At 65.7% G+C, this 18,806-nt stretch carries 19 protein-coding genes and 1 tRNA gene; 13 read left to right on the top strand and 7 right to left on the bottom strand.

Annotated elements, in window-relative coordinates; translation table 11 throughout:
- Window positions 1-277 precede the first annotated feature (277 nt).
- From ribBA to NCR35_RS05145, 4 genes are read left to right on the top strand one after another with little or no spacing between them, the layout of a single operon-like run.
- Entirely contained in the window at window positions 278-1,444 is a 1,167-nt protein-coding gene (gene ribBA / locus NCR35_RS05160; protein ID WP_250533425.1) for a bifunctional 3,4-dihydroxy-2-butanone-4-phosphate synthase/GTP cyclohydrolase II, read from the top strand.
- Between the two features lie 49 nt (window positions 1,445-1,493).
- Entirely contained in the window at window positions 1,494-2,003 is a 510-nt protein-coding gene (gene ribH, locus NCR35_RS05155) for a 6,7-dimethyl-8-ribityllumazine synthase (RefSeq protein WP_250533424.1), read from the top strand.
- The gene (nusB, locus tag NCR35_RS05150; RefSeq protein WP_175939794.1) at window positions 2,000-2,434 is read left to right on the top strand and encodes a transcription antitermination factor NusB; all 435 of its coding nucleotides are present in this window, start codon (window positions 2,000-2,002) and stop codon (window positions 2,432-2,434) included. The genes ribH and nusB overlap by 4 nt, the downstream gene beginning before the upstream one ends.
- 20 nt (window positions 2,435-2,454) lie before the next feature.
- Window positions 2,455-3,648, top strand: a complete 1,194-nt coding sequence (locus NCR35_RS05145) for a pyridoxal phosphate-dependent aminotransferase (RefSeq protein ID WP_250533423.1) — start codon at window positions 2,455-2,457, stop codon at window positions 3,646-3,648.
- Window positions 3,649-3,739: 91 nt separating this feature from the next.
- On the opposite strand, the gene NCR35_RS05140 is transcribed toward NCR35_RS05145, so the two are convergent.
- Window positions 3,740-4,888 (bottom strand): lytic transglycosylase domain-containing protein, encoded by a 1,149-nt coding sequence (locus NCR35_RS05140; protein ID WP_250533422.1) that lies wholly within the window; start codon window positions 4,886-4,888, stop codon window positions 3,740-3,742.
- 587 nt (window positions 4,889-5,475) lie between these two features.
- Between NCR35_RS05140 and NCR35_RS05135 the strand changes: the two genes are divergently transcribed.
- Genes NCR35_RS05135 through NCR35_RS05125 form a run of 3 tightly spaced genes read left to right on the top strand, consistent with a single transcriptional unit; the run spans window position 5,476 to window position 8,746 of the window.
- The gene (locus NCR35_RS05135) at window positions 5,476-7,086 is read left to right on the top strand and encodes a UbiD family decarboxylase (protein ID WP_250533421.1); all 1,611 of its coding nucleotides are present in this window, start codon (window positions 5,476-5,478) and stop codon (window positions 7,084-7,086) included.
- Window positions 7,083-8,078 carry an asparaginase gene (locus NCR35_RS05130; protein WP_250533420.1) on the top strand — a complete coding sequence of 332 codons (996 nt, stop codon included), beginning with the start codon at window positions 7,083-7,085 and terminating at the stop codon, window positions 8,076-8,078. Before NCR35_RS05135 ends, NCR35_RS05130 begins: the two co-directional genes overlap by 4 nt.
- Window positions 8,075-8,746 (top strand): LysE family translocator, encoded by a 672-nt coding sequence (locus NCR35_RS05125; protein ID WP_250533419.1) that lies wholly within the window; start codon window positions 8,075-8,077, stop codon window positions 8,744-8,746. The genes NCR35_RS05130 and NCR35_RS05125 overlap by 4 nt, the downstream gene beginning before the upstream one ends.
- Before the next feature lie 9 nt (window positions 8,747-8,755).
- Here NCR35_RS05125 and NCR35_RS05120 read toward each other — a convergent pair whose 3' ends face one another.
- The 3 genes from NCR35_RS05120 to NCR35_RS05110 form a co-directional block, all read right to left on the bottom strand.
- Entirely contained in the window at window positions 8,756-9,721 is a 966-nt protein-coding gene (locus NCR35_RS05120) for a threo-3-hydroxy-L-aspartate ammonia-lyase (protein ID WP_250533418.1), read from the bottom strand.
- A 127-nt stretch (window positions 9,722-9,848) separates the two neighbouring features.
- Entirely contained in the window at window positions 9,849-10,169 is a 321-nt protein-coding gene (locus NCR35_RS05115; protein ID WP_250533417.1) for a hypothetical protein, read from the bottom strand.
- 565 nt (window positions 10,170-10,734) lie between these two features.
- Window positions 10,735-10,953: a hypothetical protein gene (locus NCR35_RS05110; RefSeq protein ID WP_250533416.1), complete on the bottom strand. Its 219-nt coding sequence runs from the start codon at window positions 10,951-10,953 to the stop codon at window positions 10,735-10,737.
- Window positions 10,954-11,388: 435 nt separating this feature from the next.
- Between NCR35_RS05110 and NCR35_RS05105 the strand changes: the two genes are divergently transcribed.
- From NCR35_RS05105 to trmB, 3 genes are all read left to right on the top strand, one after another.
- Window positions 11,389-11,949, top strand: a complete 561-nt coding sequence (locus NCR35_RS05105; RefSeq protein ID WP_244848186.1) for a YggT family protein — start codon at window positions 11,389-11,391, stop codon at window positions 11,947-11,949.
- Between the two features lie 62 nt (window positions 11,950-12,011).
- Window positions 12,012-12,086: transfer RNA gene (locus tag NCR35_RS05100), tRNA-Gly, on the top strand.
- Window positions 12,087-12,213: 127 nt separating this feature from the next.
- Window positions 12,214-12,963 (top strand): tRNA (guanosine(46)-N7)-methyltransferase TrmB, encoded by a 750-nt coding sequence (gene trmB, locus NCR35_RS05095; protein ID WP_250533415.1) that lies wholly within the window; start codon window positions 12,214-12,216, stop codon window positions 12,961-12,963.
- Window positions 12,964-13,030: 67 nt separating this feature from the next.
- On the opposite strand, the gene NCR35_RS05090 is transcribed toward trmB, so the two are convergent.
- The 3 genes from NCR35_RS05090 to NCR35_RS05080 form a co-directional block, all read right to left on the bottom strand.
- The gene (locus NCR35_RS05090) at window positions 13,031-13,864 is read right to left on the bottom strand and encodes an undecaprenyl-diphosphate phosphatase (protein ID WP_250533414.1); all 834 of its coding nucleotides are present in this window, start codon (window positions 13,862-13,864) and stop codon (window positions 13,031-13,033) included.
- Between the two features lie 61 nt (window positions 13,865-13,925).
- Complete coding sequence (locus tag NCR35_RS05085; RefSeq protein ID WP_250499184.1) at window positions 13,926-14,513, bottom strand: DUF1439 domain-containing protein; 588 nt, start codon at window positions 14,511-14,513, stop codon at window positions 13,926-13,928.
- A gap of 50 nt (window positions 14,514-14,563) precedes the next feature.
- A complete protein-coding gene (locus NCR35_RS05080) occupies window positions 14,564-14,845 on the bottom strand; it encodes a YkgJ family cysteine cluster protein (protein ID WP_250533413.1) in 282 nt (93 codons plus the stop codon).
- Between the two features lie 123 nt (window positions 14,846-14,968).
- On the opposite strand from NCR35_RS05080, the gene hemN reads away from it, so the two are divergent.
- The 3 genes from hemN (at window position 14,969) to NCR35_RS05065 (ending at window position 18,602) form a co-directional block, all read left to right on the top strand.
- Window positions 14,969-16,351 (top strand): oxygen-independent coproporphyrinogen III oxidase, encoded by a 1,383-nt coding sequence (gene hemN, locus NCR35_RS05075; RefSeq protein ID WP_250533412.1) that lies wholly within the window; start codon window positions 14,969-14,971, stop codon window positions 16,349-16,351.
- 212 nt (window positions 16,352-16,563) lie between these two features.
- The gene (locus NCR35_RS05070) at window positions 16,564-17,943 is read left to right on the top strand and encodes an amidase (RefSeq protein WP_250533411.1); all 1,380 of its coding nucleotides are present in this window, start codon (window positions 16,564-16,566) and stop codon (window positions 17,941-17,943) included.
- Between the two features lie 140 nt (window positions 17,944-18,083).
- Window positions 18,084-18,602 (top strand): disulfide bond formation protein B, encoded by a 519-nt coding sequence (locus NCR35_RS05065; protein WP_250471854.1) that lies wholly within the window; start codon window positions 18,084-18,086, stop codon window positions 18,600-18,602.
- Window positions 18,603-18,806 lie beyond the last annotated feature (204 nt).

The following is an 18,806-nucleotide window of genomic DNA, read 5'->3' as shown; positions in this document are numbered from 1 at the left end:
ATATCTATTTTTTTTTTTTTTTGTTGTATTTTTTTTTTTTTGGTTTTTTGTTTATTATATATGTTAATGGTGGGTGGGGGGGGGGGTGGGGGGGGGGGGGCGGGGGGGGCCGCCCCCCCCCCCCCCGCGGCCCTACGCCCTGCCCTAGCCGACGCAGCGCTCGGTAGCGTTGCAAGCAGCACGACACGCCGCCCTGCCCCGCGTTTTCCCGGCGACTGTCCATCGGCCGTGGCGTAAAATACAGGCCTTTCCCAAACAGACCTGCCGGGACGCCACCATGTCGATCGCTTCCACTCCAGAAATCATCGCCGAGCTCAAGGCCGGCCGCATGGTGATCCTCGTCGACGAAGAAGATCGCGAGAACGAAGGCGATCTGATCGTCGCCGCCGACTTCATCACGCCCGAAGCGATCAACTTCATGGCGCGCTACGGACGCGGCCTGATCTGCCTCACGCTCACGCAGGAACGCTGCAAGCTGCTGAACCTGCCGCTCATGACTCAGCGCAACGGCACGCAGTACGGCACGGCGTTCACCGTCAGCATCGAAGCCGCCGAGGGCGTGACCACCGGCATTTCCGCCGCCGACCGCTCGCGCACCATCGCCGCGGCGGTCGCGGCCAATGCGCGCGCCGAAGACATCGTCCAGCCGGGCCACGTGTTCCCGATCATGGCGCAGCCGGGCGGCGTGCTCGTGCGCGCGGGGCATACGGAGGCCGGCTGCGACCTGACCGCGCTCGCGGGTCTCACGCCCGCCGCCGTGATCTGCGAAGTGATCCGCGACGACGGCGAAATGGCGCGTCTGCCCGACCTCATCGAGTTCGGCGAGCAGCACGGCATCAAGATCGGCACCATCGCGGACCTGATTCACTATCGCAGCCGCACGGAATCCATCATCGAGAAGGTCAGCGAGCGCACCATGCAGACCGCGCACGGCACCTTCCGCGCGGTGCTGTATCGCGATGAACCGACCGGCTCGCCGCATATCGCGCTCGTGCGCGGCACGCCGTCGCCGGATCGCGAAACGCCGGTGCGCGTGCACGAACCGCTGTCCGTGCTGGATCTGCTCGAAATCGACGCGTCCACGCACTCCTGGACCATCAACGCCGCCATGAAGGAAATCGCCGCGCGCGATCTCGGCGCCATCGTCATGCTGAATTGCGGCGACAGCCGCGAGCATCTGGTCGAAACCTTCCGCGCGCTCGACGAAAGCGACAAGGCGGCCAAACCGCAGCGCCGCCCGATCGACTTCAAGACCTACGGCATCGGCGCGCAGATTCTGCGCGATCTGGGCGTCGGCAAGATGCAGGTGCTCGCCAATCCGCGGCGCCTGGGCAGCATGTCGGGCTACGGGCTCGAAGTGACCGGCTTCATTCCGATGCCCGGCTGCCCCGCGACGGCGGCGAGCGCCCCGGACGGCACGGTCGCGCATCTGCGTTCGGCCTGATTCACGACAGCCGCTGCATCCAACTTATTCCAAACCAACGGATCTCTACATGGAAATCGGACAATACCAGCCGAACCTCGACGGTGACGGCCTGCGCATCGGCATCGTGCAGTCGCGCTTCAACGAACCGGTGTGCAACGGCCTCGCGGATGCATGCATCGAGGAGCTGGAGCGCCTCGGCGTGATCGGCGAGGACGTGCTGCTCGTGACGGTGCCGGGCGCGCTCGAAATTCCGCTCGCGCTGCAAAAGCTCGCCGAATCCGGCCAGTTCGACGCCCTGATCGCGCTCGGCGCGGTCGTACGCGGCGAGACGTACCACTTCGAGCTCGTGTCGAACGAGAGCGGCTCGGGCATTTCGCGCATCGCGCTCGACTTCGGCATTCCCGTGGCGAACGCGGTGCTCACGACCGAAACCGACGAACAAGCCGTCGCGCGCATGACCGAAAAAGGCCGCGACGCTGCGCGCGTGGCGGTCGAAATGGCAAACCTGTCGGTCGCGCTGGAACAGCTCGGCGGCGACGAAGAAGACGACGAAGACGAAGACGAGGACCGCGCATGAAGAGCGCACGACGCCGCTCGCGTGAACTCGCGACGCAAGGGCTTTACCAATGGCTGCTGTCGGGCGCGCCCGGCGGCGAGATCGACGCGCAACTGCGCAACGCGCAGGGCTTCGACAAGGCCGACCACGAACATCTGGATGCGATTCTGCACGGCGTCATCAAGGAAGCCGATGCGCTTTCCGCCGAACTGCAACCGTGCCTCGACCGCCCCATCGACCAGTTGTCGCCGGTCGAGCGCGCGGTGCTGCTCGTGGCCGCGTTCGAGTTCAAGCATCACATCGACATTCCGTATCGCGTCGTGATCAACGAGGCGGTGGAGCTGACGAAGACCTTCGGCGGCTCCGACGGCTACAAGTACGTGAACGGCGTGCTGGACAAGCTCGCCGTCGCCATGCGCCCTGCCGAAGCGCAGGCGCGCGGGCGCGGCTAACGGGAAACGGGATCGACGGCATGAATACCGCTTCGGAGCCGCTCATGCGGCTCGCCTCCCGCGTCGACGCGATCGAGCCGTTCTATGTGATGGAACTGATGAAGGACGCCCAGGCGCTCGAACGCGCGGGACGCGACATCATCCATATGGGCATCGGCGAGCCGGACTTCACGGCGCCCGCGCCCGTCACGCGCGCCGCCGCCGACGCGCTCACGCGCGGCGTCACGCAGTACACGAATGCGCTCGGCGTCACGGCGCTGCGCGAGGCCATCGCCGCGCATTACCGCGACGCGTTCGGCCTCGCCGTCGATCCCGCGCGCATCGTGGTGACGGCGGGCGCGTCCGCCGCGCTCTTGCTCGCGTGCATGGCGCTCGTCGACAACGGCGACGAAGTGCTGATGCCCGACCCGTGCTATCCCTGCAACCGGCACTTCGTGTCGGCGGCGGACGGCAAGCCGGTGCTGATCCCGAGCGGCCCGGCCGAACGCTTCCAGCTCACCGCCGATCAGGTCGAAGCGCACTGGACGAGCGCGACGCGCGGCGTGCTGCTCGCGTCGCCGTCGAACCCGACCGGAACCTCCATCGAGCCGGACGAATTGCGGCGCATCGTCGGCAAGGTGCGCGAACGCGGCGGCTTCACTATCGTCGACGAGATCTATCAGGGCCTGAGTTACGACGCGAAGCCCGTGTCGGCGCTCTCGTTCGGCGACGACGTGGTGACGGTCAACAGCTTCTCCAAGTACTTCAATATGACCGGCTGGCGGCTGGGCTGGCTGGTGGTGCCGCACGCGATGGTCGGCGCGGTCGAGAAGCTCTCGCAGAATCTGTTCATCTGCGCTTCGGCGCTGGCGCAGCATGCGGCGCTCGCGTGCTTCGAGCCGGAGACGCTCGCCATCTACGAAGCGCGGCGGCTGGAGTTCAAGCGGCGGCGCGACTACATCGTGCCAGCGCTGCGTTCGCTCGGTTTCGGCGTGCCGGTGGTGCCGGACGGCGCGTTTTACGTCTACGCCGATACGACGAGCGTGCCGCATCCCGCCGCCGGAGACAGCGAAAGGCTCACGCGTTCCATGCTGCACGACGCGGGCGTCGTGCTCGTGCCGGGCGCGGATTTCGGCTTTCATGCGCCGGACCGTTACATCCGGCTCTCGTATGCGACGGCTTATTCGAAGCTGGAAGAAGCGGTGTCGCGGCTCGGGGATTTGTTCAGTCGCTGAGTTCAGTCGCGGAGTTTCGGTCGATGCAGACGACAAAAAGGGCACCCGCATGAGGTGCCCTTTTCTTTTGTCCGACCGTCCGACTGACCGATCAGGCGCCCAGTTCGGCGGACGCGGCGTGCTTCGACTCGCCCGAATCGCTGTCGTCCTGCGCGTCGGCCTTCTTCGCGCCGTCGATCGTCACGTGAACGCGCTTGGCCGTATCCGCCGAGGCGGACGCCAGCACCTGCTTCGGCGCGGCCTGAACCGGCGCCTGCGGCGCGTTGATCGGCACGTTGCGGCCGCGCGCGACATCGCGCAGACGCGCACGCTCGGCGAGCACTTTGGCGCCATAGCCGCCGTCGTCCTGCGAGGTCGAGCCGACGTAGTAGCGCAGGCCGCCCGCCACCGAGCCGCCCCGCGCGATGCAGTCCTTCAGCACCAGCGCCCCGACCTTGATGTTCGCGAGCGGATCGAGCGCCGCGTGGCTGCCGCCGAAGTACTCGAACTTGTCCGAGTGCACCTTCGACATGACCTGCATCAGCCCTTTCGCGCCGACGCCGCTTTCCGCATACGGATTGAAGCCCGATTCGATGGCCATCACCGACAGCAGCAGCAGCGGATCGAGACCGACTTCGCGGCCGGTGTCGAACGCGGCGCGCACGAGGTCGCTGACCGGCTCTTCGGCCACGCGATACCGCCGCGCGATGAAGCTGGCAACGAGCTTCTGCTCGCGCGTGGAGACGAGCACGCGGTCGTCGCGCGCATCGGCGACGATGCGCTGCGCCGGAATCGCGCTCGCCAGCAAGCTGACCGAAGGCATCGTGCGCGGATCGAGCCCGTTCGGCGACACGGCGAGACTGATGCCGCCCGTCAGTTGACGGGTGCTCTCGTCGTCGGTGGCGGCGGCGCCGAGCGACGGCACCTGCGCCGGCGGCGCAACCGGCAGTTCCGGATTCGCGGCGAGGCTGACCGGCGCGGCGTCCGCCGGCTGGCGATGCACGGCCGAGAACGGCGGAAGCGGCTGCCCGGCCAGAAGCCGCGCCGGACCCGCCTGGACCGCCGCGGACACGAACGGCATGATCCGTGCGGCAAAGGTGGTGCGCCAGGACGGCAGAAGCCACAGCGCGAGCGCCGTGACGATGGCCGCGCAACCGACCAGGCTGAAGAGATAGTGACTCATACGGCTTCCACGACGCAGCGCGGTGCGCAAACTTTGCGCGACGCGAGTGTCAGGACGCCACGATAACCAAGCGTTCATCGATGCTCCCAATGTTGCATGACTTAGGCTGATGAATACCAATAAACCGGTGTTCGAAAGCGCAAATCAGACACCGCTCGCTCTTGGCAAGGCGTAAGCGGCATCGGGGAAACGGCATGCGCCGTCTGGAAAGCCGAACCGGCAAAAGCGGCCGGAGTGCGCGGCACGAACAGCATGCCCTTGATGCGCAGATGGCTTCCCACGCGAAAAACCGGCGTTCGATAACGCCGGCCGTGACAACCAACAGCCATGAATCGCCGGGCAGGTGCGGCGCAGGCGACGCATAGCGTCTGAGAAAAGACCTGAGGCTAAGGTAAAAAGTTTCAAAACCTGCAATGGATGCGAAGGGATTCTAGCAGGGTTTAATGATCCGTCAATGCTATACCGTTCCGTTTCAATTACTTACAGTAATAATGAACACTGTTTAGGAGTGCCAGCGCACGTGCCGGAGGCGCTTTCCAGCGGAATTTCCTGAATGTCTCCCAGCGCACGGACTGACACGCAGGTAAAATCGACAATCGCCTAGCGCGCAGCCGTCCCGCCCGTCCCGCTCCATGTGGCGGCCTCGAGTCCTCGTCCGACCATCGATGAAATATAAAGATCTGCGCGACTTCACCGCCCGCCTCGAAGCGCTCGGTGAACTGCGCCGCATCCGGCAGCCTGTCTCCCCCGTCCTGGAAATGACCGAATTGTCCGACCGCGTCTTGCGCGCGGGCGGCCCGGCGCTGCTTTTCGAAGCGCCGACCGGTCACACCATGCCAGTGCTCGCGAACCTCTTCGGCACGACGCGGCGCGTGGCGCTCGGCATGGGCATCGAAACCGAGGCGCAGCCCGGCGCCGATGCGAGCCTCGGCAGCGACACCGCCGCGCTCAGTTCGCTGCGCGATATCGGCAGGCTGCTGTCCGCGCTCAAGGAGCCGGAGCCGCCGCGCGGCCTGAAGGACGCCGGCAAACTGCTCTCGCTCGCCAAGGCCGTGTGGGACATGGCGCCCAAGTCGGTGAGCGCGCCGCCTTGCCAGGAGATCGTGTGGGAAGGCAACGACGTGGACCTCGCGCGTCTGCCGATCCAGACCTGCTGGCCGGGCGACGCCGGACCGCTGCTCACGTGGGGCCTCACCGTCACGCGCGGGCCGAACAAGACGCGGCAGAATCTCGGCATCTATCGGCAGCAACTCATCGGGCGCAACAAGCTCATCATGCGCTGGCTCGCGCATCGCGGCGGCGCGCTCGATTTCCGCGAGTTCGCGCTCGCCAATCCGGGCAAGCCGTATCCGGTGGCGGTCGTGCTGGGCGCGGACCCGGCCACCATTCTCGGCGCGGTCACGCCGGTTCCCGACACGCTTTCTGAGTATCAGTTCGCCGGCCTCCTGCGCGGGTCGCGTACCGAACTCGCGAAGTGCCTGACGCCGGGCGTCGATACGTTGCAGGTTCCGGCGCGTGCCGAGATCGTGCTCGAAGGCTTCATCTATCCGCAGGAAGGCGCGATGCCGCCCGCGCCGGAAGGCGCGCCGCCGCGTCCGTCGACAGGCGCCGCCGCGCGTTACGAACACGCGCTCGAAGGCCCGTACGGCGATCACACCGGCTACTACAACGAGCAGGAGTGGTTTCCGGTCTTCACCGTCGAGAAAATCACGCTGCGCCGCGACGCCCTCTTCCACTCGACCTACACCGGCAAGCCGCCCGACGAACCCGCGGTGCTCGGTGTCGCGCTCAATGAAGTCTTCGTGCCGCTGTTGCAGAAGCAGTTTCCCGAGATCACGGACTTCTATCTGCCGCCGGAAGGGTGCAGCTACCGCATGGCCATCGTGCAGATGAAGAAGAGCTACGCCGGCCACGCCAAGCGCGTGATGCTCGGCGTCTGGAGCTTCCTGCGGCAGTTCATGTATACGAAGTTCATCGTCGTGGTGGACGAAGACGTCAACGTGCGCGACTGGAAGGAAGTGATCTGGGCGATCACCACGCGCGTCGATCCGACGCGCGACACCGTCATGGTCGACAACACGCCGATCGACTATCTCGACTTCGCGTCGCCGGTCGCGGGCCTCGGCTCGAAAATGGGACTCGACGCGACCAACAAGTGGCCAGGCGAGACGAACCGCGAATGGGGCCGCCCGATCACGATGGATGCGGCTGTCAAGCGGCGCGTCGATGCGCTTTGGACCGAAATCGGACTGGACAACGCGGGGAAAAACGCATGATCGCAGCGACCTTGTATCGGGGAAACGCCGTCGAGAACACGCACGTCGCGCATGTCGCGGTGGTCGATGCCGACGGCCGTCTGCTCTATTCGTTCGGCGATCCGCATCGCGTGACGCTGCCGCGCTCGGCCGCGAAGCCGGCGCAGGCGCTTGCCGTGATCGAAACGGGCGCGCTGGAACAGTTCGGCTTCGACGAAGCCGATCTCGCGCTGATGTGCGGCTCGCACAGCAGCGAGCCGCGCCACATCGAACGCGCCCGCGCGATGCTCGCGAAGTCCGGCGCGAGCGAGGGCGATCTGCGGTGCGGCGGCCATCCGCCGATATCGGACGCCGTCTACAAGGACTGGATTCGCCGCGATTTCACGCCGACGCCCGTGTGCAGCAACTGTTCCGGCAAGCACGCCGGCATGCTGGCAGGCGCGCGGGCCATGAACGCGGCGCTCGACGGCTATCACCTGCCGGAGCATCCGCTGCAGGCGCGCGTGAAGCATGCGACGGCGCAGGCAGTCGATCTGCCGTTCGGCGACGTGCTCTGGGCCATCGACGGATGCAATCTGCCGACGCCCGCTTTCCCGCTCGACCGCCTCGCGCGGCTTTACATGAAGATCGCCGATGCGCCGGACGGCTCGCCGCTCGGGCGCATTTATCGCGCGATGACGTCGCATCCCGAACTCGTCGCGGGCGAAGGACGCTTCTGCACGCGCTTGATGCGGGCGTACGGCGGCGCGCTCGTCGGCAAGACGGGCGCGGACGCGAGCTATGCGATCGGCGTGAAGCGTCCAGAAGGCGCGCTCGGCATTGCGGTGAAGGTCGAGGACGGCAACACGAACGTGCTGCATGCGATCGTCGCGCACGTGCTGGAGCTGCTCGACATCGGCACGCGCGAGCAACGCGCCGCGCTCGACGATTTCCGTCACCCGCCGATGGTGAACACGATGCGCGTGCCGACCGGCCATCTCGACGTCACGCTCGCGCTCACGGAGCACGCATGACGCATTCGTGGTCGTTGATGTCGGACGGCTTCTTCTTGTCGCTGTCGCTGTGTCTGGATATCGGGATCGCCAACGTCGCGATCATTTCGCTCGCGCTGTCGCACGGGTTCAAGCCGGGGCTCGTGCTCGGCCTGGGGACATGTTTCGGCGACCTGTTCTACGCCGCCCTGGCGCTGGCGGGCATGTCCGCGCTGCTGCAATTCTCGGCGGTGCGGTGGGTCGTGTGGATCGGCGGGGCCATCGTGCTGCTGTTTCTGACGTGGAAGATGGCGCGCGAGGCGCTGAATCCCGCGTCCGCGCCGCCCGTCGAGGGCGAAGCGGATACGCGCGCGCCGCGCCAGAGCCATCTCAAGAGCTTCCTGCGCGGATGCCTGCTCGCGGTTTCATCGCCGAGCGCGATTCTGTGGTTCGCGGCGGTCGGCGGCGCGCTGATCGCGAAAGCCGGCGCAACGAGCCCGATGAGCGCGTCGGTGTTTCTGCTCGGCTTCTTTTGCGGCGGACTCGGCTGGACGCTCTTCGTCTGCACGCTCGCCGCCCACGGCCGCAAGCGCGCCGGCACGCGCCTCCTGCGCGCGTGCCATGTGATGTCCGCGGTGCTGTTCGCTTATTTCGCGTACAGCGTGATCGTCAACGGCTACCGCGATCTGATCGTTCACGCGGCGTCCTGACGGCCCGCTTCACGCGATGAACTGCGCGAAGCGCGCCAAGTCGACGTTGCCGCCGCTCACGATCACGCCCACGCGCTTGCCCTCCACCGGCACGACCTTCTGAAGCACGGCCGCTGCCGCCAGGCAGCCGGTCGGCTCGACGACCATCTTCATGCGCTCGGCGAAGAAGCGCAGCGTATCGACGAGCTGCGCGTCGCTCACCGTGACAATGCGCTCCACGTGCTTGCGGATGATCGGAAAGTTGTATTCGCCGACGTGCGTGGACGCGGCGCCGTCCGCGATGGTGCGCGGCACCTCGATATGCACGATCTCGCCGCGCGCGAGCGACTGCTGCGCGTCGTTGCCCGCTTCCGGCTCGACGCCGATGACCTTGCACGAAGGCGACAGCGCCGCCGCCGCGAGCGCGCAGCCCGCGATCAGCCCGCCGCCGCCGAGACACACGAAGAGATAATCGAGCGGCCCGGTTTCCTCGATCAACTCCTTCGCCGCCGTGCCCTGCCCCGCGATCACATGCGGATGGTCATACGGCGGAATCAGCGTCATGCCGCGCTCTTCGGCCAGCACGCGGCCGATCTCCTCGCGATTCTGCGTGTAGCGGTCATACGTGATGACTTCGCCGCCGTAGCCGCGCGTCGCCGCGATTTTCGCGGCGGGCGCGTCTTCCGGCATGATGATCGTCGCGCGGATGCCGGCGAGCCTGGCGGAAAGCGCGATCGCCTGCGCGTGATTGCCCGACGAATACGTGATGACGCCGGCCGCGCGCTGAGCGTCGTCGAAATGCGAAAGCGCGTTGAACGCGCCGCGGAACTTGAAAGCGCCCATGCGCTGGAAGTTCTCGCACTTGAAAAAGAGCGACGCGCCGGCGATTTCGTCCGCCGTGCGGGACGTGAGAACCGGCGTGCGATGGGCGACGCCGTCTATACGGCGGGCGGCATCGGCGACGTCATCGAAAGTCGGGGCAGGAAGTGGAAGCATCGGATATGAAGTGGCGTCGGAAAAACGCCATTCTCGCCAGTTCCGAAGCAAACCGGAATAGCCAGTTACAGCGATGCAAAAAAAAGCCCCTTGCGGGGCTCGTGCGGTGGATCGCGAAAATCGGTTATTAGTGCCAGCGGCCGTGACCGTAGCCGTAGCCGCGACCATGTGGGTGGCCATAATACCCGTGCCGCCAATAAGGACGGCCGTAATATCCGTATCCATAGCCGCCCACGACGACTGCCGGCGGCGGCCCATAAACGACAGGCGGTGGCGGCGCGACATAAACCGGCTGCGGGGGAGCGACATAAACCGGCGCGGGCGGCGCCTGATACACCGGATACGCCGGCACGCTGATACCGACCCCGACCGAAACATGCGCTTGTGCGACACCCGCGGCACCCAGGCCGAGGGTGCCGGCGATCAATAAACTACCGAGCTTTTTCACTTTGGTTCTCCTCGCCGCTTAGGCCGACCGGTCCATCCGGTCGCGCGGCTGCGTACTCTGAATTTAGCGAAAAACGTGCGCGGACGCTCGGGCCATTTGTTGCAAATTGCAAGGTCTGCGAATGCCGCGCGGGCGGACTGGCGATGCATCGGGCTAGGAACTGGCCGAGCGGCAAGGTGGACGGCGCACCGGCCATCTAGCTGCGTCGAGCGAACGTGCGATTGAAGTAACGCATCTTTACAAATCAAATTAAAAGCCCCGCCGGACTGACCGCCCGGCGGGGCTGTGTATTGTGTCTCGACTCCTTTTGAGGCGATCAGCCTACTTTCACATAAGCGAATTCGCGCGTGACATTAGGCGGGACATACGCCCCACCGATTACGACACGCGGCGTCAATCGCTTCTTCTGATCCCACCAGCGACGCCTTTGCGCCTGGCTCAAGAAACGCAGATGCTTTCGATAAGAGAAAATGCTCATGCGACCTCCGAACGTAGCGTTTTGAAACGTGGAGGAAAGCAGCCGCTTAAAAAGCGGACGATGCGTTTCCGTTAATCACTCTTGTCTTTAGTATTCGCGCCCGGTTCGTTCATCAATGTTCGCAAAAGAACCAAAACACGCAAGCCGCGTGCGGTGAACCACATAATCAGCAGAAAACATGCCATCGATTAAACGGCGCAATGCCGCGAGATCCGTAACGGCGTCCGATTCAATCGTTTTCTGTCGTCCTATGCTGCCATCTTTGCGTGAAACGCGCTCGCGGAAAGCGTCGTGCGGCGGCAACATCAGGGTTTGCGGCAATGCGCGCGTGCATACGCTATGCTTGCGATCTGCTTTCAGTCGACTGTGAGAGGAAACGCTCGCCGTTGTTCGACAACGCGCCCAAGCCGCCCCGCAGCCATGTTATGGTGACGTCCGGCGCGCCACCGGCATTGACGGTGGGCGGGGAACGCAAGGCGCCAGTGGCTTGCAAGAGAAAGAAATCGCGGCGCTCGCGGGCAGCGGCACGAGCGCGACGACTTCACATGACATCCAGTCCAGAGAACGAACAATGATCAAGGTCACTCATTACGACTCGCGCGACGCAGCGTGCGCGTTCGCCGCGCCAAGCCAGCGTCTATCCCGGCGGCCGTCGTAGCGGCTGCCTGCGTCATTCGTTCCTTCGCTTTTCCCGACCCCGGCGCGGCGCTCGTCCCGCGCACGTTTTCCAGAGGACCCGAGATGTTCGGCGATATCGCCCGTTTTCTGCTCAATACCGTTTTCACCCTGTTCGGCGCGGCGCTGCTCCTGCGCGCGTGGATGCAGGTCGTGCGCATGCCGCCGTACAACCCGGTTTCGAATGCCGTCATGCAGGCGACCAACTGGATCGTGCTGCCGCTGCGCAAGATTCTGCCGGGCGGCAAGATCGACTGGGCCAGCATTGTCGCCGCCTATATCGCGGCGCTCGTTTATGTGACGTTGATGGTCTATCTCGCCGGCGTCGATCCGACGGTCATGCTGCCGATGCTTCTGCTCGTCGCGGCGCTGACGGTCGTGAAGTGGGCGCTCAACCTCATCATCTGGATGACGATTCTGATGGCGCTGCTTTCGTGGCTCAATCCGCAGTCGCCGGCCATGCCGCTGCTCTATCAGATCACCGCGCCGTTTCTCGAGCCGCTGCGCCGCATCTTGCCGCGTTTGGGCGGCATCGATTTGTCGCCGATACTGCTTTTCGTGATCGTGCAGGTTCTGTTGATGGTCGTGACGCGCGTCGCGGTCTCGATGACGCTCTTCGGCATTTGAGTGAGGCCGCGCCGCCCGCGATTGCGCGGCGGCGCGCGTTGCGCTTACAATAGTCGGCTCACGCGGGCGTCGTATAATGGCTATTACCGTAGCTTCCCAAGCTACTGACGTGGGTTCGATTCCCATCGCCCGCTCCAGAATCACGAGCAACACATGAGCAGCACATAAGCAGCAATTAAGCAGCAAATAAGCGAAAGCCGCCTTCCATACAGCGAGGCGGCTTTTTAGTTTCCGCGCGACGCTTCTTCGCCTTCCGACCCCGCCATGAACGACCAATCCCACGATTCCCACGACGACGACGCGCATGCCGCCGGTGAGCGTACCGAGAGTGCGGCATCGCAGCCGCTGCATCATCGGCGCATTCGCAGTTTCGTGACGCGCGCGGGCCGCGTTTCGCCGGGGCAGCAACGCGCGATGGACGAACTGGGTCCGCGTTTCGTCGTGCCGTACGCGCCGGAACTGGCGGACTGGGACGCCGTCTTCGGCCGGCAGGCGCCGCGCGTGCTGGAGATCGGTTTCGGCATGGGCGCGACGACGGCGGAAATCGCGGCCGCGCGCCCCGGCGACGACTTCATCGGCGTGGAAGTGCACGAGCCGGGCGTCGGCGCGCTGTTGAAGCTGATCGGCGAGCAGCAGCTCGGCAACATCCGCATCCTCCAGCACGACGCGGTCGATGTGCTCGAACACATGATCGCGCCCGCGAGTCTCGACGGCGTGCACATCTACTTTCCCGATCCGTGGCACAAGGCGCGGCACCACAAGCGCCGGCTCATTCAGCCGAAGTTCGTCTCGCTCTTAAGCTCGCGCGTGAAGCCGGGCGGCTATCTGCATCTCGCGACCGACTGGCAGAACTACGCGGAGCAGATGCTCGACGTGCTGTCGGCGGAACCGACGCTCGAAAATACCGCGGACGGCTACGCGCCGCGTCCGGATTACCGGCCGGTGACGAAGTTCGAGCGGCGCGGCTTGCGGCTCGGACACGGCGTCTGGGATCTGCTCTTTCGCCGCAAGTAAGTCGCGCTGAAAAAGACAACGCCACGGCTAGCCGTGGCGTTGTCTTTTGTGCGGCACGCGAGCCGGATCAGTCCGCCCAGCTCAACCCGCCGCTATAGCCGACGATCAGGATCAGCAGCCCGAAACCGATGCGATACCACGCGAACGCCGTGAAATCGTGCGAGGCGACATAACGCAGTAGCCAGCGCACGCAGATGAAGGCGCTCACGAACGCGGACACGAGCCCGACGGCGAAGAGCCCGAGGTCGTTCACGCTGAGCGAGCGCCAGTACTTGGCCATTTCGTAGAGCGTCGCGCCGAAGATGATCGGAATGGCGAGGAAGAACGAGAATTCGGTGGCCGCGCGGCGCTCCAGCCCGAAGAGCATGCCGCCGATGATCGTCGCGCCCGAACGCGAGGTGCCCGGAATCAGCGCGAGACATTGCGCGAGGCCGACCTTGAGCGCGTCGGCGTACGAGAGGTCATCGACCGAATGCACGCGCGGCGGCGCCCCGCGATCCCGCTGGCGCGCCTCCGCCCACAGAATCACGATCCCGCCGACGATCAGCGCGACCGACACCGGCACCGGCGAGAACAGCACCGACTTGATCTTCTTCTCGAGCAACAGGCCCAAAACGATGGCCGGAATCGTCGCAATGATGACGTTGATCGCAAACCGCCGCGCGTCCGGACGGCTGCCGAGCCCGCCCACCACCGAGCCGATCTTGGCGCGGTACTCCCAGCAGATCGCCAGAATCGCCCCGAACTGAATGACGACGTCGAACGTCTTGGCTTGCGCGTCGGTGAAATTGAGCAGACTGCCCGCGACGATCAGGTGCCCCGTGCTCGACACCGGCAGAAACTCGGTCAAGCCTTCCACGACGCCCAGCACGAGCGCCTTCACCATCAAAATCCAGTCCATCCGTCAGCCCTTGTTCGCTTTTTTGCTGTGGGTGTGCAGCACTGCGCGCCGAGATTTCGAATCACTTCTCGACAATCTGAACGCGTATGCCGTTTGTAAGGACTGTGATTGTACCGGGTTCGTAAGACACGCCCGCAAATTGCAGCTCTTCCGGCTTGAACGTGTAGATCGGATAGCGGTCGAGCAATTGCGCGGCGAGCAGCGCGCCGGCCGCCGCAATTTGTTGGTTGTACTGGGCAGCGTCGCCGGTTAGCTGCGAATCGTCAACTGTTGGCGAGACGAGCACGACCGAGCGGCTCGGTGCGTCGTAGGCCAGTTGCGTCGACAACGTGAACGCGCCGTTCACCGGGTTCGGCATGAAGGGCGTGGACAGCCGCGCGTCCACGCGCACCGTGACGCGGTTGCGGTCCGCCGCCATGCCGACCACAGGATTGCTGAGCACGACATCGAAAATCTGCCGCGCGGTGCGTTCCAGCGGAAACTTGCGCGCGACCGCTTCCTGTACCTGCTTTTGCGAAAATGTGTAGTGATCCGGAATAAACGGAAAGATGGATGCGGCATGCGCCGTCGATACGAGCGCGAGTGCCGGCCACGCGGCGAGCGCGCCCAGCAGCAACCGGCGCCTGAGCGGCGCGACGGGTCGTGGCATGCGGGAATCTCCTCTACTGAATGTCGTGACGGTGCTTGGACACACGAAGTTCATTGCGGTTGCGTGTCGATTTCGAGCCGCGCGAGCCATTGAACGGCGTGCTCGCGCGTTTCGCCGCACATCTCGGCCGACGGCTGCAGGCCGCCGCAGCACGCGGGCCGGCGCGGATCGCCGAAGATCTTGCAGCGCAGGTCATCGTCGAGCTGGACGCACGGCTCGCCCGCGCGCTTGCCGTTGGGCATGCCGGGAATGGCGCTCGTGATGGACGGCGCGATGCAGCACGCGCCGCATCCTTCGCGGCAGGCATGAGGGGACGAAGACGAAATTGACATGGCAAGAACGAGACAGCGGACGATCCTCCATTCTCCCATGCCAAGCCAAAGCGGCTGCGACGTTATCACGCAAGGCGCGCGCGCACGCGCCCGCGTAAGATCGGCGCAACTCCAAGGCTGCCCATGACTCTCGCCGACACCCTCTTTCGCCCGGACCTGCTCGCGCGCTACGACGCGCAAGGCCCGCGCTACACGTCGTACCCCACGGCCGTCCAGTTCACGGATGCGTTCGATCCCGCGCACTACTTCGAAGCCGCACGCCAGGGCGGCGCATCGGCGGATCTGTCGCTGTACTTCCACATTCCGTTCTGCGACACCGTCTGCTTCTACTGCGGCTGCAACAAGGTCGCGACGAAAAACCGCGCGCACGCCCGCCCGTATCTGGACCGCATGAAGCGCGAACTCGCGATGCAGGCCGCGTGCTTCGATACGCGCCGCCCCGTCACGCAGCTTCACTGGGGCGGCGGCACGCCGACATTCCTTTCGCACGGCGAGATGGCCGAACTCATGGCCGCGACCGCCGAGCACTTCAATCTCGTGCCCGATGCGCGCGCCGAATATTCGATCGAAGTCGATCCGCGCGAAGCGTCCGCCGAAACCATCAACGTGCTGCGCGAACTCGGCTTCAACCGGCTGAGCCTCGGCGTGCAGGACTTCGACGAGCGCGTGCAGCAGGCCGTCAACCGCATCCAGCCGCGCGCGATGACCGAGGACGTGATGCGCGCGGCGCGCGAGCACGGCTTCGAGTCGGTGAGCGTCGATCTGATCTACGGCTTGCCGCATCAGAGCGTCGAGAGCTTCACGCGCACGCTGGATACGATCATCGCGCTCGCCCCGGACCGCGTCTCCGTGTTCGGCTATGCGCACATGCCCGCGCTCTTCAAGATGCAGCGTCAGATCGACGAAGCGGCGCTGCCTTCGGCCGCCGTGCGGCTCGCCATTCTGCAGCGCGTGATCGAGCGGATGAGCGATGCGGGCTACGTCTACATCGGCATGGACCATTTCGCGCTGCCCGGCGACGAACTCGCCCGCGCCTTCGAGGCCGGCACGCTCCAGCGCAACTTTCAGGGCTACAGCACGCATGCGGACTGCGATCTGATCGGCATAGGCGCGTCGTCCATCGGCAAGGTCGGCGACGTCTACGCGCAAAACGCGCGCGATCTCGCCGACTACGCAGCCGCCATCGACGCGGGCCGCTTCCCCATTCAGCGCGGCGTGCGCCTCACCGCCGACGACCTCTTGCGCCGCGACGTCATCATGCGGCTGATGTGCGGCGGCGTCCTGCGGTTCGCGGACGTCGAGCGCGAACACGGCATCGTCTTCGCCGACGCCTTCGCGCCCGAACTCGCGCGCCTCGCGCCGATGGCCGACGACGGCCTCATCGACATTGCGCCGGACGCCATTCGCGTGCTGCCGGCCGGACGCATGCTCGTGCGCAACGTCGCATCGGTGTTCGACCGCTATCTGGGACAGGCCAGCCTCCGGCGCTTCTCGCGGACGATCTAGACACACGACTCATCGCGAGGTCGGGTATTTCTTACTGCGCTGGCTTAGAATGACAGCCACCTTGGGCATCCGGCTTGAATTCGCCAACCGCCCGCCCCTTTCACCGCCGATGCGCCGCGCCGCCGCCCGCATCGGACCGCCGCCGGCACGATGACCGAAGCCCGCCGCACGCTTCGCCTGCGCCGCCGCCGGCAACGCCACTGCTCGATGCCATGCCGACCACTTCGCCGCAGTTCCCCCCGCTAGCCCTCCTCGCCGCAGAACTGAAGTGCGGCCGCACGACGAGCCGCGCGCTCGTCGAGACCGCGCTGGAACGGATCGCCGATCCCAACGGCCAGGGCTCGACCGTCTTCCTTCAGGTCGATGCGGAACACGCCCGCGCCGCCGCCGACGCCCACGACGCGCTGCGCCGCGCCGGCACGGTGCTCTCGCCGCTCGCGGGCATTCCGGTGTCCGTGAAAGATCTCTTCGATGTCGAAGGTCAGGTGACGCGCGCCGGATCGCGCGTGCTCGCGAACGCGGAGCCCGCCCGCGCCGACGCCGTCACGGTGGCGCGCCTGCGCCGCGCGGGCGCGGTGATCGTCGGACGCACGAACATGAGCGAGTTCGCGTTTTCGGGGCTCGGCCTGAATCCGCACTACGGGACGCCGCGCTCGCCGTACCGGGCGAACGGGCGGGACGACGCGCGCATCGCGGGCGGATCGTCGTCGGGCGCGGCAGCATCGGTCGCGGACGGCATGGCCGCCGTCGCGCTCGGCACCGATACGGGCGGCTCGCTGCGCATTCCCGCCGCGTTCTGCGGCCTGACCGGCTTCAAGCCGACCGCGAGCCGCATTCCGAAGCAAGGCGGCGTGCCGCTTTCCAAGACGCTCGATTCGTTCGGCCCGATCGGCGCGACGGTCGCGTGCTGCGCGCTCGTCGACCGCATTCTGGCGGGGCGCGAGCCGGACGTGCCCGCCACCCGCCCGCTCGACGGCGTGCGCCTCGGCGTGCTCACGAATTACGTGACGGACGGCGTGGAAGCGCCTGTCGCGCAGGCCGTGCAGGCGGCGGTCGATCATCTCGCCGCTGCCGGCGCGCTGGTGGAAGACGTGCGCTTCGCGCCGCTCGACCGCCTGCCGGAAATCAACCGCTTCGGGCTGGTGGCGATCGAGGCGTACGCGTGGCATCGCAAGCTGATTGCCGAGCACGCAAGCGAATACGACCCGCGCGTGCTCGCGCGTCTGATGCGCGCGGAAACCGCGAGCGCCGCGGACTACATCGAACTGTGCGAGGCGCGCGCCGCCATGATCGAGGCCGCGCGCACGACGCTCTGGCAACGCTTCGACGCCATTGTCTGCCCGACGGTGCCCGTGCTGCCGCCGCGCATCGCCGATCTTGAAGCCGACGACGACCGCTTCGCGCGCACCAACGCGCTCGTGCTGCGCAACCCGACGACCTTCAATTTCCTCGATGCCTGCGCGCTGTCGCTGCCGTGTCATCGGCGCGGCGAGGCGCCCGTCGGCCTGATGCTCGCGGGCGCGCCGAACGCCGACGACACGCTGCTCTCCATCGGACGCGCGGTCGAAGCCGTGCTGGAGACGACGCGCTGACACGCCGCATCGGTCACGAAAACGCGGCTGTGTTTCGCACCGGGCGATCGCGCTAGAATTCCTGCGCGATGCCCGCCCGGTCAGGTGCTTCCTTCTCGAAACGTTGCGAAACAATGAACAACCATCTACATCAATTCACGATGCACGAGGACGACCGCGCGCTGCGCCGCGAGCGTCGGCTCTTGACGCTCTTGGGCTTCGTGTGTCTCGCGCTCGTCGCCGGGGCGCTGTATCTGCAGTTCTTCCATGGCGAAGACCCGTGTCCGCTTTGCATCATCCAGCGCTACTTCTTCGTGCTGATCGCCGTGTTCGCGTTTCTCGGCGCGGGCTTCAACGGCTGGCGCGGCGTCGCGCTGCTGGAGGCGCTCGTCGCGCTTTCGGCGCTCGGCGGGCTGGCCACGGCCGCGCGGCACGTCTACATTCAGGCGAATCCCGGCTTCAGCTGCGGCTTCGACGCGTTGCAACCCGTCGTCGACAGCCTCCCGCCCGCGCGCTGGCTGCCGCAAGTCTTCAAGGTGGCGGGGCTTTGCGAGACCGCTTATCCGCCGATTCTCGGGCTCTCGCTGCCGCAGTGGTCGCTGGTCGCGTTCGCCATTATCTTCGCGCTGGTTGCGTTGAGCCTCCGGTCGAGGCGCAAAACGCGGGCGGCGGCGCTTTGACTCGCCTTCGGCGCGGGCATTCACGTCCCGCGCGTCTTGCCTTTCCCTCGCATTTCACTTCCCCGCATCAGCGCTTCCGCATAATCTGAATACGATCCCAAAAATATTTTTGGGATATTGCGGTGCTATGGTCGAGGCTGGATGGCGATCTACGTGCGCGCAGTCCGCATGACATGCCCGAATTTCGGGATGCAGCGGAAACCG

Source organism: Caballeronia sp. AZ10_KS36, from assembly GCF_023631105.1.
Classification (GTDB): domain Bacteria; phylum Pseudomonadota; class Gammaproteobacteria; order Burkholderiales; family Burkholderiaceae; genus Caballeronia.
Note: the sequence above shows the minus strand (reverse complement) of the source record. Positions and strands in the feature narration are given on the sequence as shown.

Excerpts from the sequence above, each read along its gene's own strand:
- NCR35_RS05105 (WP_244848186.1), top strand. The coding sequence starts at position 11,389 with ATGTTCGGCGATATCGCCCGTTTTCTGCTCAATACCGTTTTCACCCTG.
- NCR35_RS05135 (WP_250533421.1), top strand. The coding sequence starts at position 5,476 with ATGAAATATAAAGATCTGCGCGACTTCACCGCCCGCCTCGAAGCGCTC.
- NCR35_RS05130 (WP_250533420.1), top strand. The coding sequence starts at position 7,083 with ATGATCGCAGCGACCTTGTATCGGGGAAACGCCGTCGAGAACACGCAC.
- NCR35_RS05080 (WP_250533413.1), bottom strand. The coding sequence starts at position 14,845 with ATGTCAATTTCGTCTTCGTCCCCTCATGCCTGCCGCGAAGGATGCGGC.
- NCR35_RS05070 (WP_250533411.1), top strand. The coding sequence starts at position 16,564 with ATGCCGACCACTTCGCCGCAGTTCCCCCCGCTAGCCCTCCTCGCCGCA.
- NCR35_RS05140 (WP_250533422.1), bottom strand. The coding sequence starts at position 4,888 with ATGAACGCTTGGTTATCGTGGCGTCCTGACACTCGCGTCGCGCAAAGT.
- NCR35_RS05110 (WP_250533416.1), bottom strand. The coding sequence starts at position 10,953 with ATGTTGCCGCCGCACGACGCTTTCCGCGAGCGCGTTTCACGCAAAGAT.
- NCR35_RS05120 (WP_250533418.1), bottom strand. The coding sequence starts at position 9,721 with ATGCTTCCACTTCCTGCCCCGACTTTCGATGACGTCGCCGATGCCGCC.
- NCR35_RS05090 (WP_250533414.1), bottom strand. The coding sequence starts at position 13,864 with ATGGACTGGATTTTGATGGTGAAGGCGCTCGTGCTGGGCGTCGTGGAA.
- ribBA (WP_250533425.1), top strand. The coding sequence starts at position 278 with ATGTCGATCGCTTCCACTCCAGAAATCATCGCCGAGCTCAAGGCCGGC.
- NCR35_RS05125 (WP_250533419.1), top strand. The coding sequence starts at position 8,075 with ATGACGCATTCGTGGTCGTTGATGTCGGACGGCTTCTTCTTGTCGCTG.
- ribH (WP_250533424.1), top strand. The coding sequence starts at position 1,494 with ATGGAAATCGGACAATACCAGCCGAACCTCGACGGTGACGGCCTGCGC.
- nusB (WP_175939794.1), top strand. The coding sequence starts at position 2,000 with ATGAAGAGCGCACGACGCCGCTCGCGTGAACTCGCGACGCAAGGGCTT.
- NCR35_RS05065 (WP_250471854.1), top strand. The coding sequence starts at position 18,084 with ATGCACGAGGACGACCGCGCGCTGCGCCGCGAGCGTCGGCTCTTGACG.
- trmB (WP_250533415.1), top strand. The coding sequence starts at position 12,214 with ATGAACGACCAATCCCACGATTCCCACGACGACGACGCGCATGCCGCC.
- hemN (WP_250533412.1), top strand. The coding sequence starts at position 14,969 with ATGACTCTCGCCGACACCCTCTTTCGCCCGGACCTGCTCGCGCGCTAC.
- NCR35_RS05145 (WP_250533423.1), top strand. The coding sequence starts at position 2,455 with ATGAATACCGCTTCGGAGCCGCTCATGCGGCTCGCCTCCCGCGTCGAC.
- NCR35_RS05085 (WP_250499184.1), bottom strand. The coding sequence starts at position 14,513 with ATGCCACGACCCGTCGCGCCGCTCAGGCGCCGGTTGCTGCTGGGCGCG.